Here is a 17,765-nt window from a genome sequence, read left to right on the forward strand (position 1 = left end):
ACATGCGAAAATATGGACGAATTTGCTGTAACCTGTGTTTCTGTGATGGACTTTACAATTACACAAAAAAACATAAAAGTGACATCATTAATTAAGTTATTAATTTAAAAAATCAACTTAAATACCATCTTTAAAAAATATGGATTTTTGAATTTACAGAATATGGATTAACCAGGTGAGTTTTTGGATGTTGACCCACCTGTCGCATTCTACCTTTTTAGCGCTATTCTCCGCTATTACAGTTCCTGCTGCCGCCATCGCCTGACATGGTCGACAAGGGCACGGAGTTTGGGCGCCATATTGCGGCGATGAGGAAAGTAGAGATAGAAACCCGGGAAATAAGGCAGATAATCATCCAGCAGTGAGACAAGTTGCCCGGTCTCAACAAAAGGTCTGAATGTATCCTCCGTGGCAAACGTAATCCCACCACCGGCCAGCGCGAGCCGCAACATCAGGCGCAGATCGTTCGTCGTGATCTGCGGTTCAATCGCCAGATTGAAAGGTTCCCCCGCCTCCTCAAATTCCCAGCGATAAGGGGCGACATCTTTGGCAGGACGCCAGCCGATACAACGATGGTGAATCAACTCACGCGGGTGCACAGGGGCGTTATGCGCTGCAAGATACGCGGGCGAGGCAACCGCCATTTCACGTTGCTTTCCGGTAAGCGGGACGGCAATCATATCCTTTTCGATCACCTCCCCAAGCCTTACGCCAGCATCATAACCCGCAGCCACAATATCAAACTCTTCATCGGTCACCACAATATCAACCGTTACGGCAGGGTTGTCAGCCGCAAACGAGGCAATCAGCGGGCCAGAAAGAAACGCCTCGGCTATCGAGGTCACTGCAATCCGCAGACATCCTCGCGGCACATTATCCGACGCTATCTCTTCGAACGCCGCGTCAATACTGGATAACGGTGATGACAGAGATTCTCTTAGCCGTTCCCCTGCTTCCGTCAGGGTTACTGAGCGAGTCGTACGCATGACCAGCATTGTGCCGAACGCATCCTCAAGCCGCCTTATTCCCTGGCTGATCGCCGATCGGGTGACGCCCAGGCGTGCAGCAGCGGCGCTGAAATTACGCTCTTCTGCCACGGCGAGAAATACGGGTAAGAGATTGAGATCAATTTTCATTGTTTAACATTGCTAACCAGTGAGTCCAGTCAAAGCAGGATACTGGAAACAATCGTGACGTTCTATGATCGTTTCGAACTCAACTAAAGGAGCATGCTATGCAGAAAGTGATATTAATTACCGGCGCATCAAGCGGGATTGGCGAAGGGATTGCCAGAGAGCTTGGAAACGCAGGCGCGAAGGTGCTATTAGGAGCTCGCAGGCTGGAGCGTATCGAAGCCATTGCCGCAGAAATACGCGGTGCGGGCGGTGTTGCTCAAGCACGAGAGCTGGATGTCACCAGTCGCCTGTCGATGGCAAGCTTTGTGCAGGACGCGCTGGATAAATGGGGTCGCGTCGATGTGCTGATCAACAATGCGGGTATCATGCCGCTTTCTCCGCTTGCCGCAGGTAAACAGGATGAATGGGAGCGTATGATAGACGTTAATATCAAGGGTGTGCTCTGGGGCATTGGCGCTGTGCTTCCCGTGATGGAAGCGCAGGGTTCCGGCCAGATTATCAATATTGGCTCGATCGGCGCCCTTGCTGTCGTACCAACCGCCGCCGTCTATTGTGCCTCGAAATTCGCGGTCCGCGCGATTTCGGATGGATTACGTCAGGAAAGCCCCACTATTCGCGTGACCTGTGTCAATCCAGGTGTTGTGGAAAGTGACCTTGCCTCAACCATTACGCATCCGCAAACCAGGGCGGCGATGGATGTCTACCGTTCTGTGGCACTAAAACCTGCGGATATTGCCCGTGCCGTGCGGCAGGTCATTGAAGCCCCTGAGAGCGTCGATACAACAGAGATCACCATCAGACCAACCGCATCCGCCAACTGACACGCCTGACTGATAGCGGTTATTTGTCTGTTATCATTTCCCGCCCCTATGACTGATCAGGCATGAGCACGCGTGGATGAGCCCCAATCTACGTAAGGCTCATCCTGACAGTCCTGTTTTTTATAAACAGAGCGTTTTGCGAATCCATACCGTATGAGCACTGTTCATATGGATTGAGCAAAACGCGGCGGGCTTTTGCTATGGAACGCCTGAGCGTCAGTAGACGCCTGAGCGTTATTTCCACAACTTATGCGCAATTTCCTGCAATTGCTGGGCGATATCCTGCAGGTTAATCCCCTGCTCCTGCACTGCCCCGGTGGAGTGGCGGACGATAAGCTTTGCTGGCAACACAGATGAACTGCGCGCTGAATCACCGTGGCCGCTATCAAGCAGACGACGCACCGCTTCCTTGCCCTGCAAATCGAGATCCAGCGAAACGGTGGTCAACGCCGGATGGAAGAACGAACTTTCATAGGTCCCGTCATACCCCACCACTGATTTCTCCCCCGGAATGGCGACCTGATGTTGATGGAATGCGCTCAGCACGCCGAGCGCCATCTGATCGTTCCCCACCAGCACGGCGGTGAAATTCGGTGTTTCACGTAACATCTGTAACGCGCCCGCGTAACCGCTTTGCGCATCCCAGGTGCCATGAAAAACAGTCACTGGTTTCAGTCCATAACTGCTAAGCGTGTCGATCCAGCTTTTGAGCCGCAGATTGGCCGACACGGAGGTTTCCGGCCCGGCCAGTAGCGCAATCTCCCGATGGCCCAGTTCATAAAGGTGTTTGACGCTGGCACGGGTGCCGTCAGCCGGGTTAAACGAAACGTTAAACACGGAACTGTAGGGATCGACATCGAGGAACAGGCAAACGATGTCATCGTTGTCAGCTGCGATGCGCTGGGCCTCTTCGGTTTCCAGCGGCACGTTGATGATCACTTTGTCTACCAGTTGTGATTTGAGTTCGTTGATGGCGGATTGAATGTCTTGATTGACGTTCTCATCGATCATTGAAATCAACACCTGGTAGCCATCGAGGTTGGCGTAGCGTTTCACCGCCGCCGCCACCTGCGAAGGGGCATGGAGTGCCAGAGAGGTGGTCACCAGACCGACGGTCTGGCTTTGCTTACCCACTAGCTGCTGCGCCAGCCGGTTCGGTACATAACGCAATAACTCTATGGATTTCTCCACTTTTAAACGCGTGGTTTCGGATACATTGGCAGATTTGTTGAGTACCCTGGACACGGTCTGGTAGGAGACACCCGCATGACGGGCTACGTCTTCCAGCGTTGCACTTTTAGACTTCATGGTCCGGTTCCTTATGTTGTTATACGCCAAGTGTAACAGGGGCAACCTGAAAAAACGCTCACCACACATCCCCTTGCCTCATTTTAACAAAATAAGTATGACGCTCACAACCTCCAGCATTGTGAACAGATTCGCTAACGGTAACAAAAAACGCTGATTTATTTGCAGTTAATCACATATTCACAATCGTTAGTTTGCCTGTTTTTACATTTAGGCATTTTATGACACTGCTTATGTGAACGTAATACAAAACAATAAGAGGAATGATATGAACACTACGCTACGCACTCTCTCTCTTGCGTTAGCCACTGCGCTGACTTCAACTTCTTTGCTGGCTGCGACATCTGTCCCTATCGACTTTCACGGTTACCTGCGCGGCGGTGTAGGCGTGTCCGGCGATGGCGGGCAGGTTGAGTGGCAAAAGAACAAACTGGGTCGTCTGGGTAACGAAACCGATACCTACGGTGAGCTGGAACTGGGTTCAGAAGTCTACAAAAAAGATGATGTAAGTTTTTACCTCGACAGTATGGTCAGCATGGTTTCCGACGGTTCTAACGACAACGAAACTACCATTGGTGACGACGCGCAATTCGGCTTGCGCCAGTTGAACCTGCAAATTAAAGGGCTTATCCCCAACGATCCCAATGCGGTCATCTGGGGTGGTAAGCGTTACTACCAGCGTCACGACCTGCACATCATCGATACCAAGTACTGGAATATCTCCGGTTCCGGGGCGGGGATTGAAAACTACAGCGTCGGGCCGGGCGCAGTCTCGGTAGCCTGGATCCGGGGTGACGCCAATGACGTTGATTACCGCGTCGATAATGATAATGACGTCAATATCAACTATATCGACGTTCGCTATGCGGGCTGGAAGCCGTGGTCAGGCGCCTGGACCGAGTTCGGCATTGACTACGCGATGCCAAATCCGACGAAAAAGCAGAAAGAGTACGGCGGCTTATACGAAGCGGATGACGGTGTGATGGTGACTGGCGAAATCAGTCAGGATATGTTTGGCGGCTACAACAAACTGGTGCTGCAATATGCCAACAAAGGGCTGGCGCAGAACATGGTATCGCAGGGCGGCGGCTGGTACGACATGTGGCATTATGTCAACGATGCCAGCGGTTACCGCGTGATCAACACCGGGCTCATTCCGATTACCAGTAAGTTCTCGCTGAACCACGTGCTGACCTACGGCTCTGCTAACGATATTACGGAATATACCGACAAAACCCGTCTGGTTTCACTGGTGGGCCGCGCGCAGTATCAGATGACCAACTACGTGCGCCTGATCGGTGAAGTTGGCGGCTTCTACCAGAAAGATGACTACAAAAACGGTACCCACTACAAACAGAGCGGCGAAAAATACACCTTCGCGGTGGGTCTGGCAGATGGACCGGAATTTATGTCACGCCCTGAGCTACGTGTCTTTGCTTCCTATTTAAATGATTCAGAAAATGGCAAATCATTTGAAGATGGGACCAAAAATAACACATGGAACTTTGGCGTACAGGTTGAAGCCTGGTGGTAAATAAACATTATCTTTCCCGTTATCGCTTAATTGGCTACATCTGTTAATACAGGTTGCTTATATAAATAAGCCCTGGTTATCTCCAGTGCTGCCGTCGCGATATAACGCGAGATGATTTTGTTTATTAATGCATTACCCTCGTTATTTATCTCCGAGAACTGCCAGGTTATTACCTGACAGTATTTATATTGCCTTTGCTTTTCTTTTTTGTATTTCGGGATACCCTCACGGGTATCCCTTTTTATTTATGTGCGGGAAAAGAAATGTTCATCCAGTAATTTGCGCAGCGCATCTGACTGTTTGCCAAATATCGCATGCACCTGCTGACCGAGAATAATCACCCCCAGCGCCCCTTCATGTTGCAGCGCCTGCGGATCCACAACGGACAGATCTTTCACCGTCACCCGTAAACGGGTCAGACAGGCATCCACGTTCTCAATGTTCTCCGCACCGCCAAATGCCTTTGCCAGCCGCTGGATCAATTGCAGCTCGGCTTCGCTGATGGGCACTGCCGCGGTATTTTTCGGTTCAGAGAAGTAGTGCAGGAAAGATTTAAGACTCACCATCATCGACTCCTGATTTTCAACAGATAAAAAAAAGCCTGCCCGAATGGGCAGGCGCATAAGTCAGACATTACGCCTGACGGCGAACAACACGGCAATCCCACGGCGTCAGCACCAGCGAACCACTGACGGACGCGGCGGACAGACAATCCTGATAGCCCTGTGGCAGGGTGATCGTCTGCTGCTGGGCGCTAAAGTTCTGGATAAAAACAAACGTGCTTTCCCCGTCGGTACGCGCTGTTGCCACAACCCCCGGCGGGAAATCCTGCTCAACGGCACGCGGCAAGGCCAGTTCATCAATAAGGCTGGCAAAGAAATCGCGCTGGAACGCCAGGTCGTTGCGTGAAGCGACGTGCCATGCTTTACCCTTGCCGAACTGATTGACAGTCACCGCCGGGCGGCCGGCATAGAAGTCATCCCGATAAGTAGCCAGCGGTTTAGCGCTCTCGGCATGTATCAGTTCGCACAGATGGCGCACCTGATACGGCCCCTGTAATCCGGCATCGTTCCCTGCCAGCCCCTGCACCAGATTGCGTTCATTGTCGTCAAGGCAGTCGATCTCCTCGGCCCAGACGCCAATCAGTTTGCGCAGCGGGCCTGGGAAACCACCGAGATAACAGAGGTCGCTCTCGTTCACCACGCCGGTCCAGTAAGAGGTAACCAGATGCCCGCCCGCCGCGACAAACGCTTCGGCGCGCTGTGCAAACCCCTCACGAACCATGTAAAGCATGGGCGCGATCACCAGTTGATAACGGCTCAGATCCGCATCGGCGTTAATGACATCTACCGCGATGCCTTTTTCCCAGAACGGGCGGTAGTGTTCATTTACTGTTTTTTCATACTCCATGCCTTTATTGCGCGGCCCTTGGGCATCGTCCAGCGCCCAGCGGTTTTGCTGGTCAAAGATGACCGCCACACGTGCATCGGTGCGACATCCCATCACCGGGGTGAGTTTTTCGAGCATATCGCCCAGCGCGCACACTTCACGCCCGACCCGGGTATCAAGATGACCAACATGATCGATGATCGCACCGTGGAACTTCTCTACCGAACCGCGGCTTTTACGCCACTGGAAGTACTGCACCGAATCCGCACCGTGCGCCACCGCCTGCAACGAGGATAAGATATGCATCCCCGGCTTTTTCACTTTGCTGGTTGGCTGCCAGTTGGTGACACTCGGCGTTGACTCCATCAACACAAACGGCTTGCCTCCTTTTAGCGAGCGCATCATGTCGTGGTACATCGCGGTGTAGCAGGCGAGCTGCGTCTCATCTTTGTCCCGGTGCCACATGGGGTAGCTGTCCCAGGAGATAAAATCGATCGCTGGCGCAAGCTGCCAGTAGTCGTAATCGTAGAAATACTCCATAAAGTTGGTGGTCACCGGAAGTTGCGCATTCGCCGCTTTCAACGGGGCAATTTCATGGCGGCAGAAATCAGTGACCTGAGCGGTGTTAAAACGTCGCCAGTCCAGATTCAGCCCATGGATCGACACTTCACCCTGCGGCGACGGCGACTGAATTTGCGACCAGTCTGAATAGGTGTGGCTCCAGAAATCGCTCCACCAGGCGTGGTTAAGGTTTTCCAGCGTCTGATAACGGGCTTTCAGCCAGTCACGGAACTTTTGCTGGCATAAATCGCAGTGACATTCACCGCCGTATTCGTTGGAAATATGCCAGCCGAGTACCGCCGGATGCTGCGCATAGCGCTCTGCTAGCAGCGTATTGATTTTCAGCGTTTTCTCCCGGTAGACCGGCGAGGTCATGCAGTGATTATGCCGCCCGCCGTGCAGTGCCGGGACGCGATCGCGCCCGACGCGCAGCACTTCCGGGTATTTCTGCGACATCCAGGCAGGCCGGGCACCGCTCGGTGTGGCGAGGAAAATATGAATTCCCGCCGCATATAACTTCTCAATAACCGAATCCAGCCAGCCGAAATTAAATTCCCCTTCCCGAGGTTCCAGTTTTGACCAGCTAAATATCCCGACCGACATGACATTACATTTTGCTTGTTTCATCATGGCTATATCGTCATCGATAATACCGGGGTAATTCTCCCATTGCTCCGGGTTATAGTCCGCGCCATGCAATAGCGAGACAACCTTCGGGCTTAAAGGCGCAAATTTATTCATATTAAAGATCCTGAAATTTACAACACCAGCGTTAATTAAATACTTTTACCGAAGGCAGCACTTTTCCCTGACAATCAAATAATGCCTGGTTTTCCCGTGCATTTCCCTCTTTCCATTTGTCGTTGATATAGTTCATTCCCGCCTGCGTCGCCCAGGTATTTCCGGGGACCGCAATCCAGGTCGGCTCCCAATAAAAAATACCCTTGCCGCGATGGCCCTGAACATTGACAACCGACTGCATTAAATCGTGGATATAGTCATACTGCCCCTGCACGGTGCCGGGGTAGCCGCCCGCTTTCTCTTCTTTTTCCTGGAAGCTATTTTCGGCGTTATCGCAGTTGGCCAGCGTATAGGCGTAAGCCGCTTCCACCACAATCACATCTTTGTTGTAGCGTTTGCTGATGTCGTCCATATTGGCCTGCAACGCACTGATCGGCCCGTTCCAGTAGGTGTACATCGACAGGCCAATCACATCGAACGGCACATTGCGTTTCGTGATTTCATCAAACCACCAGCGGAAGGTATCGTTTTTGGTGCCTTCGGCCAGGTGCAGCATAATCTTCACCTGTTCACCGTTTTTCAGATTCTCCTTGAGCCCGTCAATGGCGGAATTGAGCAGCCCCGCCAGCCGGTCAAACTCACCGCCGCCCTGCCCCCAGCTTTTGCCTTCCGGCCAGAGGATACCGGAGTTAATTTCATTGCCGATTTGCACCATATCCGGCAACACGCCCTCCTGTTTAAAGCGGGCAATGGTGTCGCGGGTATAGTCATGGATCGCAGCTTTTAGCTGCGGATAATCCATTTTTTCCCAGGCTTTCGGTTTGAATTGTTTGCCCGGATCGGTCCAGAAATCACTGTAGTGGAAATCGAGCAGCAACTTCATGCCCTGCGCTTTCGCGCGTTTTGCCAGCGCGAGCGTGGTCGCCAGATCGTTATCGCCCCCGCCATATGCCTGGCCTTGAGCGTCCTTCGGATCGACCCATAAACGCAGGCGCACATAGTTCACGCCATTGGCTTTCAGGATTACGAGGGCATCCTGCGGCTGATTCTTGTCGTTATAAAACTTCGCCCCGTGCTTTTCGGCATCCAACAGCGTTGAGATATCCGCCCCTTTAATAAAGTCGGCAGGCATGCCGCTGAACGGGCGCGTCTTTAACCCGTCGGCGGCAAACGAACTGGCGGACAAACTACAGAGACAAACAGCAAGCAGAGCGGGTGTAAATCTTTTCATGTGGTTATCCTTTAGTGCTGCCGGAGGTCAGGCCGGAGACGAAATATTTTTGTAAGGCAAGGTAGAGAATGGCCACCGGCACGGCGATCAACACCGCACCCGCCGCGTAGGTGGTGTAACTGGCACCCATTTTTTGTGCCACCAGGTTGTACAGACCAATCGGCAGCGTGTATTTGTCCGGGGTACGTAAAATGGTGCTGGAGAGAATGAAATCCCCCAGCGGCCCGGTGAAGGAGAACAGCGCCACGACCGCCACAATCGGCTTTGACAGCGGCATGATTATCTCGATAAAGATGCGGAAGTTGCTGGCCCCGTCCATGCGAGCCGATTCGTCCAGATCGCGCGGAATGGCATCGAGATACCCCTTCATCAGATAAGTATTCATCGGGATCATCCCGGCAACGTAGATCAGCACCAGCGCCATATGACTGTTAATCAACCCCAGCAGTTGCGACAGCACGAAGATGGCGATGAGCGCAGAGAACTGCGGGATCATCTGCAACAGCAAAAACAGCATCAGGCCATTCTGCCGCCCTTTAAAACGGAAGCGCGAAAAGGCGTACGCGGTAAAGCTGACGCTGATTAAGGTCAATATCATGGTCAGCAGGCTGATCTTCATTGAATTCCAGTACCAGGTCAGGTAGTTCACCTGGCCGTTAAACAGATCGGCATAGTGCTGGAACGAGAGGTTCTCCGGGATTATCGATGTGCTGAGCAGGCTGTTACCGGCGTTCAGCGAGGCACCGACCGTCCACACCAGCGGATAGATAATGACAAGCGATACCAGCACGATAACCAGCCAGGAGAGCGACAGGCGGATCCACTTTTCGCGGCGGATACTTTGTGATTTAGCCATTTTTCTTCCCTTATGCCATGTCGTCATTTTTAAAGGATTTGGTGGCACGGAACTGCCACAACGCCAGGCCGACGACAAAAATCGACAGCAAAATGGTGATGGTCGCGGCAATCGCATACTGCGATGAGGACATCGTCAGCTTGTAGATCCACGACACCAGAATATCGGTGCCCCCGGCGTTCGCCCCTGCCACCGCCGGGCCGCCGTTGTTAAACAGGTAGATGATATTGAAATTATTAAAGTTAAAGGTGTACTGGGTGATGATGATTGGCGCGATCGAATAGAGCACCAGCGGCAGCGTAATCGTGCGTAACCGGGTCCAGGTGCTGGCACCGTCCATCTTCGCCGCCTCGTACAGATCGTCAGGAATGGCCTGCAATACCCCGGTGGTCATGGCAAAGACAAACGGAAAACCGAGCCAGGTTTGCATCATGATCAGCGCTGTTTTCGTCCAGAAGGGATCGGTAAGCCACGCTTTCGGCGCAACACCAAAGAAAGCCAGAATAGCGTTGTTAATCACGCCAAAGGAGTCGTTAAACATCCCGGCAAAGACCAGAATGGTGACGAAGCCCGGCACCGCCCACGGCAGAATAAAAATGGTGCGTACCAGGGGCTTAAACCGCAGATCTTTCTGATTGACCAGAATCGCCAGCAGTACGCCAACGGTGCATTGCAGAGTGGTTGCCAGCAGCGTCCAGACCACCGTCCACTGCAACACATCAAGAAACGTCGAGCGCCAGATCGAGAGGGTAAAGATATTAACGAAATTCTTTAATCCCACCCAGTCCACCAGTTTGGCGGGCGGCGTGTGGTAGAGGTTGTAATTGGTAAAGGCAATGGAGAAGCCGAACAGAATTGGGAAAATCACCACAAACACCAGCAGAATAAAGCCGGGGGTGATCATCAGATAGGGAAACCCATCACTGAGCAGCATTTGATACTGCTTGCGCACGCTGTTAAGCGGCTTACCTTCATCGCGCTTTTTACCGTTAATCCATGCATCGCGCAGCGACAGATACCAGACCATCACGCCAAAGGCGATGATCAACAGGCTGATGATCCCTTCCGCCAGTAAAAAGATGGAGTTATCACGCGGCACCTCTTCGCCAAGGGTGTATAACCCCCAGAGTCCTTCGCGCAGAAAATCATAGAAAATGCCGGTAAAACTGCTCAACAGTACAAGGAAGATAAGGCCTTTTAGCCACTGACGGTGATAGAACTGACCAAAGCCCGGCACGATGGCCAGCAGCAGCCCGCACCATGCATGACGGCCTGCACCTTGCGTTTTGGCAAAATTCTCGCTGGGACTGATAATCACGTACGACTCCTTTTTGACAACGGGAGGTTGCCCTCCCGTTCTGCTACAACAAGCGGTTACTGGTTACTGGCCTGCATGGCTTCAACTTGCATATGGATCTGTTTGGTGGCGGCATCGAGGGCGGCCTGCGGCTCCTGCTTGCCGGTCAGGCTCAGCTCCAGCGCCGCGTTTGCCGGCCCCCAGACTTCACCCATCTCCGGGATGCCCGGCATGGCCGTTGCACGCGCGGCCTGCACCGCGACCGCACTGGCTTTCTCGTCGTTTTTGATCATCGGATCGTCAATCATCGCTTTCTGCGCCGGGATCTCGCGGGTAGCGATATAGCGCGTTTTCACGTACTGCGGCTGGTTGATAAATTCGAGAAATTGCTGCGCCAGTTGCTTATCTTTGCTCCAGGTGGAGACCACATAGCCTTTCACGCCCAGGAAGGAGCTCATGGGTTTGCCATCCGGCAGATTTGGCAGCGGCACCACGCCGTAGTTAACGCCAGCGGCCTCATACGGCTGGAAAGCCCACGGGCCGTTAATCACCGCCGCGGCCTTTTTCTCGGTAAACAGTGAATCAATGGCGTTCAGCCCGTTATCACCGAGGATCCCCGACGGGAAGACCCCCTCGCTGTAGAATTTTTTCAGGAAGGTGACCGCTTCCACCGCGCCGGGTTTATTCAGGCCGATATCTTTCGGGTTGAAGCCGCCCTTGTCGTTTTTCCCGAACAGGTAACCGCCCATCGGACCGATAGCGCCCCAGCTGTAATAGATTTGGTCAAACTTGGCCAACAGACCGTATTTGTTCTGCTCACGCTGTTTCTTCGAGTAGTCGAGCCACTCCGGCAGGCTTTGCAGCGGTTTGTCGATCAGGTCTTTGTTGTAAATCAGCACCAGCGTTTCGACCGCTTTCGGCACGCCGTACAGGGTGTTGTCCAGACGGAAGGCGTTGATGGAAGCCGGGGTAAAGGCGTCAACCTTTTCTTTGTCCAGATTCAGGGGGGCCAGCAGCCCTTGCACAACCGCGCCACCCAACTGATCATTGGGGATGACCAGCACATCCGGCCCGATGCCTGCCGGGCCATCCAGGCGTAATTTTTCCAGTTGCTGCGCGTAGGGCATCTCCTGAACATTCACTTTAACGTCGTACTTTTGCTCAAAGTCTTTGACGGCGTCCTGGATACCAACGGACTTTTTAATGTCTTCCCAGACGTTAAGCTGCTTTGTTGCCGCATGCGCCGACAGGCTAATAAGCTGGCCGGCAGCCAGTGCAGAGAGGATCAGTGCGGTAAGTGTTCTCTTTTTCATTATCACCCTCATGTCAAGGTATAACATTTTAGTGGTTTTCATGGTGCGACATCCGATGAGGCAACGTTAAAATCACCTGATATCACTGGGGTTAAAACGTATTCATGCGCTCAATTGGATTTGTTATACGTTACGCTTGAGTGGCTAACAAAACGAGAATTAACTGTCAGTTGTGTGACAGACACAACAGAAATGGAAATTCGATATAGGGCGCTAAAACACTGGAAGTTATAGTCTGAGCATGAATTTTCGCGGTAGAGCAAGCCTGTCGCCTGATTGTTATACGTAAAACAAAAGCATCCGACAACGCGCTTATCGCTGCACATAACGGCTACTAATTTCGGGGAACGTTGATGTCCAATATACGACTGAGGAATGTCACCAAGCGCTTTGGCGACACGGTGACGCTGAACAATGTGAATCTGTCGATTGAAGACGGTGAGTTTGCCGTGTTTGTCGGCCCTTCCGGCTGCGGGAAATCGACCATGCTGCGCATGATTGCTGGCCTGGAAGAGGTCAGCGAAGGGGAAGTCCTGATTGGCGACGAGGTGATGAACGATGTCGCCCCCGCCCATCGCGGCGTGTCGATGGTGTTCCAGTCTTACGCGCTCTATCCACATATGACCGTGGCGGAAAACATGGGTTACGGCCTGAAGGTCAATAAAGTCCCGAAGGAGGAAATTCGCCGTCAGGTGGAGATGGTCGCCACAACCTTACAACTCAGCCATCTGCTGGACAGAAAACCGAAACAGCTCTCCGGCGGTCAACGCCAGCGCGTGGCGATTGGTCGCGCGATTGTGCGCAACCCACGCGTGTTTATGTTTGATGAACCGCTCTCCAACCTCGATGCCGAGCTGCGCGTCGAGATGCGTCTGCATATCGCGCGCCTGCACCAGGAGCTGAAAACCACCATGGTATATGTCACCCACGATCAGGTAGAAGCGATGACGCTGGCCGATAAAATCGTGGTGATGAATTACGGCAATATTGAGCAGATGGGCTCGCCAATGGAGCTCTATTACAATCCGAAAAACCGCTTTGTCGCCGGGTTTATCGGCTCGCCGAAAATGAATTTCCTGCCTTCGACAGTACAAGCGTGGCAACCTGGCGAGTTGACGGTAACGCTCGCCCAGGGGCACACATTAACGCTGGCAATCACTACGTCGCGTCTTGAACCTGGCGCGGAAGTCACGCTGGGGATCCGCCCGGAACATCTTTCTACGGATGTCACGCGCGGCACGCAACTGGAGTTCCAGTGCGAAGTGGTGGAGCGACTTGGCAACAATACCTATCTCTTCGGCCAGTGCTATGGTCACGACAACATTAAAATCCTCCTCCCCGGCGATGTACACTTCCGCCCATGGCAAAAAATCACACTCGCGTTTGACAGCCAGCACTGCATGATTTTTGACAATGACGGACTGCGTGTCAGCAAAGATATTGCCCTGCCAAACCATGAATAAACACACGGCAACGTCCGCACAGCCGGTTACCCCTCTTCGGAGGGGCTTTTAAACAAGGTAAATCATGATGCAATTTAATCCGGTCGATCATCCGCATCGCCGTTACAACCCGCTGACCGCTCAATGGGTTCTGGTGTCGCCGCACCGCGCCAAACGCCCCTGGCAGGGGGCTCAGGAAACCCCGGCGAAACAGACCCTGCCGGCCCACGATCCCGACTGTTTTTTGTGCCCGGGGAACACGCGCGTCACCGGCGATAAAAACCCCGATTACCCCGGCACCTATGTCTTCACCAATGACTTTGCGGCACTGATGACCGACACGCCGGATGCGCCGCAAAGCAGCGATCCGCTGATGCGCAGCCAGAGCGCGCGCGGCACCAGCCGCGTTATCTGCTTCTCGCCGGATCACAGCAAAACGCTGCCGGAACTGAGCCTGAGCGCGCTGGAAGCGGTGGTGAAAACCTGGCAGGAACAGACCGCCGATCTGGGCCGCACTTACCCGTGGGTTCAGGTTTTTGAGAACAAAGGCGCGGCCATGGGCTGCTCGAACCCGCACCCGCATGGCCAGGTGTGGGCCAACAGCTTTCTGCCCAATGAAGCCGAACGCGAAGACCGTCTGCAGAACGCCTATTTCCGCCAGTACGGCTCCCCCATGCTGGTGGATTACGCTGAACGCGAGCGCCAGGACGGCAGCCGCACCGTCGTTGAGACCGAACACTGGCTGGCCGTGGTGCCCTACTGGGCGGCCTGGCCGTTTGAAACGCTGCTGTTACCCAAAGCGCATATCCGGCGGATCACCGACTTAACCGACGCGCAGCGTGGCGACCTGGCGCTGGCCCTTAAGCAACTGACCAGCCGCTACGATAACCTGTTTCAGTGCTCCTTCCCCTACTCGATGGGCTGGCACGGGGCCCCCTTCACCCAACAGGATCAGAGCCACTGGCAGTTGCATGCGCATTTTTACCCGCCGTTATTACGCTCCGCCACGGTACGTAAGTTTATGGTCGGTTATGAAATGCTGGCTGAGACGCAGCGTGACCTGACGGCAGAACAGGCGGCCGAACGTCTGCGCGCGGTCAGCGATATTCATTTCCGCGAATCCGGAGTTTAACCATGAGTCTGAAAGAAAAAACACAGTCCCTGTTTGCTGAAAAATTTGGCTACCCTGCCACCCATACCATCCAGGCGCCGGGGCGCGTAAACCTGATCGGCGAACATACCGATTATAACGACGGGTTTGTGCTGCCCTGTGCCATCGATTACCAGACCGTGATCAGTTGTTCACCGCGTCAGGATCGTACCGTGCGCGTTATCGCCGCCGATTACGACGACCAGCAGGATGAATTCTCACTCGACGCCCCCATTGTGACCCACCCTTCACAGCAGTGGTCAGACTATGTGCGTGGCGTGGTGAAACATCTGCAAAAGCGTGACAACAGCTTTGGCGGCGCGGATCTGGTGATCAGCGGTAACGTGCCGCAGGGCGCGGGCCTGAGCTCGTCCGCCTCGCTGGAAGTGGCGGTCGGCACCGTGTTCCAGCAGTTGTACCACCTGCCGCTGGACGGCACGCAAATCGCCCTGAACGGCCAGGAAGCGGAAAACCAGTTTGTCGGCTGTAACTGCGGCATTATGGACCAGCTTATCTCGGCGCTGGGTAAAAAAGGCAGCGCGCTGCTGATCGACTGCCGCTCGCTGGGCAGCAGGGCGGTCTCCATGCCGGAGGGCGTCTCCATCGTCATCATTAACAGTAACTTCAAACGCACCCTGGTGGGCAGCGAGTACAACACCCGTCGCGAGCAGTGCGAAACCGGCGCGCGTTTCTTCCAGCAAAAAGCGCTGCGTGACGTGAATATCGATCAGTTCAACGCCGTCGCGCACGAACTGGATCCGGTGGTTGCCCGCCGCGTCCGCCATGTGCTGACCGAAAATGCGCGTACCGTGGAAGCCGCCAGCGCGCTGGAAAAAGGCGACCTGCAGCGTATGGGCGTTCTGATGGCGGAATCCCATGCCTCCATGCGTGATGATTTCGAAATCACCGTACCGCACATCGACACTCTGGTGGAGATCGTGAAAAACACCATCGGCGATAAAGGCGGCGTGCGCATGACCGGCGGCGGATTTGGCGGCTGCGTGGTCGCGCTGGTGCCGGAAGCGCTGGTGCCTGCGGTGAAAGAGGCCGTTGCGGCACAGTACGAAGCTAAAACCGGCATTAAAGAAACCGTCTATGTCTGTAAGCCTTTGGCGGGCGCGGGACTGGCTTAAAAAAGCGCAGCGAAAGGATTCGTATCTTTTTAGACGTACAAGCGTATTCAGGGAGATATGCAATCATCATCTTTGCAGCCTTTCGGGAAATATTCCCGGAAGGCATTTCTCAGAGGGCGTCGGCCCCGCGTCACACTCAGAGCAGGCGTTAATCCAGACTATTTTGAATGACTCAGCCATTCATCCACGGTGAGTGAAAACAGAAGGCTTGGCGGCGCATCGTTAACATCATAAATGTCTTTGATATAGCGTAACCCTGCTTTCTCAAGCACCTTGCGCGACGCCAGATGGTTTTGTCTTACGACAGCGAAAATCTCGGTAAACGCGATATTTTCAAATCCATATCTCAGCGCATAGGTTGCAAATTCTGTGGCCAGCCCCTTTCCCCATGCGTCAGTTGAAAATCGGTAGCCAAGGTTATTAATCATAATATCGTCGTAACTTCGAATGCTCAGCCCGCCAAAACCAATGATTGTTTCAGGACGATCGCGCAGTGATATTGCCCAGTTTCCGAACCCGTGAGTGTGCCAATGGTCGAGCCAGCGAATGAGCACCGCTTTTGCATAATCAATGTCCGGGTATGGCCCGGCGGGGTTAAATGTGTTCGTCGCCGGATCACCATAAATCCTGAACAGATCGGCGACATCTGATGCCAGGACAGGACGAAGAGATAAGCGGGATGTTTCAACGTGCACATTAGACTCCTGAGATGTCATTACAAGTACTCTGACTTAGGGATCTCTGATTTAAGCACACTTTTGTTTTGACGTTATCGCATTGATGCGGGGCTGGATATGTTCGCAATTCGCTCATAGCAGACCAGACCGCGCTTCGGCCTGTCTGCTTCGTGCCAGTACGTACCCGGCGTATCGGTGGCGCTGCAATCTTATGAGCGCTCACTCTGCTGTTCGGGGCGGTTATTGACGGAATGTCGGGACGAACAGCAGACGATACCGGAGACAATCAGAACCAGTGTGACGATGTGGTAGGTGTGTAGTTCATTGCCCAGAAATACGACGCCCATAATACCGCCGGAGACAGGGATAAGATGGGTGTAAATCTCACTTCGGGTAGTACCAATCAGCGATACGCCTTTATTCCAGAACACATATGACAGCCATGACGGGAAGATAATCAGATAAAGGATACCGATGATAACAGAGGGTGACACACTATAAATAACGCCCCGATACGCCTCTGCAAACGCGGCATGGAGAATAAACATCGGTACGAGTATTAAAGTCCCCAACAGGGAACTGAAAGCGACAAAGGATGTATTTGTTACCGTGGTGTCTTTAAAACGCAGAAATGCGCAGTAAAACGCCCAGCTCAACGCGGAAATAATGGTCAGTACATCCCCCAGGCCAAAAGCCTGCATCCGCCCGTTACCGCTGGCACTGGAAAATGCGAGGTACAGCACCCCCGCCGTACTGGCCACGACACCCGCAATATTGCGCGCTGATATGTATTCGCGGAAAAGAAAATGGTTAATAAGCAGAACGAGGCAGGGTGTGCTGGAAATGTAGATAGCTGCGTTAAGGGAGGTTGTGTACTGAAGGCCTATGTATAAACTGAGCGGGAAACAGACCTGCCCCAGGAAAGAGAGGAGAATGTTTATGCGAATATGCTTTCGCAACGAGGCGAAATCGACGCAGAATCGCTTCCAGTAAAACGAAAGCATCAGCAGGGTTGTCCCTCCCCAGCGGATCAGACTCAGTCCGTAGGGGTCAACGTACTGAACCAGTATATGCCCCACAACATAGTTTCCACCCCAGAAAATAGCGGCCAGCGCCAGCAGTAAGTAAGCCACACATCCACTCCTGTTCAGCATAATTAAAAACCCGGAGATCCCT

General features: G+C 53.4%; 15 protein-coding genes. 5 read left to right on the forward strand and 10 right to left on the reverse strand.

Translation table 11 applies throughout. From position 1 onward, the window contains the following. Window positions 1–236: 236 nt before the first annotated feature. Window positions 237–1,136: a LysR family transcriptional regulator gene (locus tag IP582_RS13980; RefSeq protein WP_193793547.1), complete on the reverse strand. Its 900-nt coding sequence runs from the start codon at window positions 1,134–1,136 to the stop codon at window positions 237–239. Between the two features lie 98 nt (window positions 1,137–1,234). Between IP582_RS13980 and IP582_RS13985 the strand changes: the two genes are divergently transcribed. After that, on the forward strand, window positions 1,235–1,957 hold the full coding sequence (locus tag IP582_RS13985) for an SDR family oxidoreductase (RefSeq protein WP_039078795.1): 723 nt from the start codon (window positions 1,235–1,237) through the stop codon (window positions 1,955–1,957). A 234-nt stretch (window positions 1,958–2,191) separates the two neighbouring features. Here the strand turns inward: IP582_RS13985 and IP582_RS13990 are convergent, their stop codons facing one another. After that, window positions 2,192–3,265: a LacI family DNA-binding transcriptional regulator gene (locus IP582_RS13990; protein ID WP_193793548.1), complete on the reverse strand. Its 1,074-nt coding sequence runs from the start codon at window positions 3,263–3,265 to the stop codon at window positions 2,192–2,194. A gap of 268 nt (window positions 3,266–3,533) precedes the next feature. On the opposite strand from IP582_RS13990, the gene IP582_RS13995 reads away from it, so the two are divergent. After that, window positions 3,534–4,799: a maltoporin gene (locus IP582_RS13995; RefSeq protein ID WP_039078793.1), complete on the forward strand. Its 1,266-nt coding sequence runs from the start codon at window positions 3,534–3,536 to the stop codon at window positions 4,797–4,799. Between the two features lie 245 nt (window positions 4,800–5,044). Here the strand turns inward: IP582_RS13995 and IP582_RS14000 are convergent, their stop codons facing one another. The 6 genes from IP582_RS14000 to IP582_RS14025 all read right to left on the reverse strand — a co-directional run bounded on the left by IP582_RS14000 (window position 5,045) and on the right by IP582_RS14025 (window position 12,187). Next, complete coding sequence (locus tag IP582_RS14000) at window positions 5,045–5,365, reverse strand: PTS transporter subunit EIIB (protein ID WP_193796279.1); 321 nt, start codon at window positions 5,363–5,365, stop codon at window positions 5,045–5,047. A gap of 67 nt (window positions 5,366–5,432) precedes the next feature. Continuing rightward, a complete protein-coding gene (locus tag IP582_RS14005; protein WP_193793549.1) occupies window positions 5,433–7,490 on the reverse strand; it encodes a beta-galactosidase in 2,058 nt (685 codons plus the stop codon). 31 nt (window positions 7,491–7,521) lie between these two features. Then, window positions 7,522–8,721, reverse strand: a complete 1,200-nt coding sequence (locus tag IP582_RS14010) for an arabinogalactan endo-beta-1,4-galactanase (protein ID WP_193793550.1) — start codon at window positions 8,719–8,721, stop codon at window positions 7,522–7,524. A gap of 4 nt (window positions 8,722–8,725) precedes the next feature. Next, window positions 8,726–9,577, reverse strand: a complete 852-nt coding sequence (locus IP582_RS14015) for a sugar ABC transporter permease (RefSeq protein WP_039078789.1) — start codon at window positions 9,575–9,577, stop codon at window positions 8,726–8,728. Between the two features lie 10 nt (window positions 9,578–9,587). Further along, window positions 9,588–10,895, reverse strand: a complete 1,308-nt coding sequence (locus IP582_RS14020) for a carbohydrate ABC transporter permease (RefSeq protein WP_193793551.1) — start codon at window positions 10,893–10,895, stop codon at window positions 9,588–9,590. Between the two features lie 56 nt (window positions 10,896–10,951). After that, window positions 10,952–12,187, reverse strand: coding sequence for an extracellular solute-binding protein (locus IP582_RS14025; protein WP_039078787.1), 1,236 nt, complete (start codon window positions 12,185–12,187; stop codon window positions 10,952–10,954). 353 nt (window positions 12,188–12,540) lie between these two features. Between IP582_RS14025 and IP582_RS14030 the strand changes: the two genes are divergently transcribed. The 3 genes from IP582_RS14030 (at window position 12,541) to galK (ending at window position 15,912) form a co-directional block, all read left to right on the forward strand. Further along, window positions 12,541–13,650, forward strand: coding sequence for an ABC transporter ATP-binding protein (locus IP582_RS14030; protein ID WP_193793552.1), 1,110 nt, complete (start codon window positions 12,541–12,543; stop codon window positions 13,648–13,650). 64 nt (window positions 13,651–13,714) lie between these two features. Next, window positions 13,715–14,761 carry a galactose-1-phosphate uridylyltransferase gene (gene galT, locus IP582_RS14035; protein ID WP_193793553.1) on the forward strand — a complete coding sequence of 349 codons (1,047 nt, stop codon included), beginning with the start codon at window positions 13,715–13,717 and terminating at the stop codon, window positions 14,759–14,761. A gap of 2 nt (window positions 14,762–14,763) precedes the next feature. Continuing rightward, window positions 14,764–15,912, forward strand: a complete 1,149-nt coding sequence (galK, locus tag IP582_RS14040) for a galactokinase (protein WP_193793554.1) — start codon at window positions 14,764–14,766, stop codon at window positions 15,910–15,912. Between the two features lie 158 nt (window positions 15,913–16,070). On the opposite strand, the gene IP582_RS14045 is transcribed toward galK, so the two are convergent. Both IP582_RS14045 and IP582_RS14050 read right to left on the reverse strand, forming a co-directional pair. After that, a complete protein-coding gene (locus tag IP582_RS14045; protein ID WP_193793555.1) occupies window positions 16,071–16,607 on the reverse strand; it encodes a GNAT family N-acetyltransferase in 537 nt (178 codons plus the stop codon). Between the two features lie 191 nt (window positions 16,608–16,798). Further along, window positions 16,799–17,722, reverse strand: coding sequence for a DMT family transporter (locus IP582_RS14050; protein ID WP_193793556.1), 924 nt, complete (start codon window positions 17,720–17,722; stop codon window positions 16,799–16,801). Between the last annotated feature and the right edge of the window lie 43 nt (window positions 17,723–17,765).

It is taken from the genome of Citrobacter sp. BDA59-3 (assembly GCF_015167655.1).
Classification (GTDB): Bacteria; Pseudomonadota; Gammaproteobacteria; order Enterobacterales; family Enterobacteriaceae; genus Phytobacter; species Phytobacter diazotrophicus.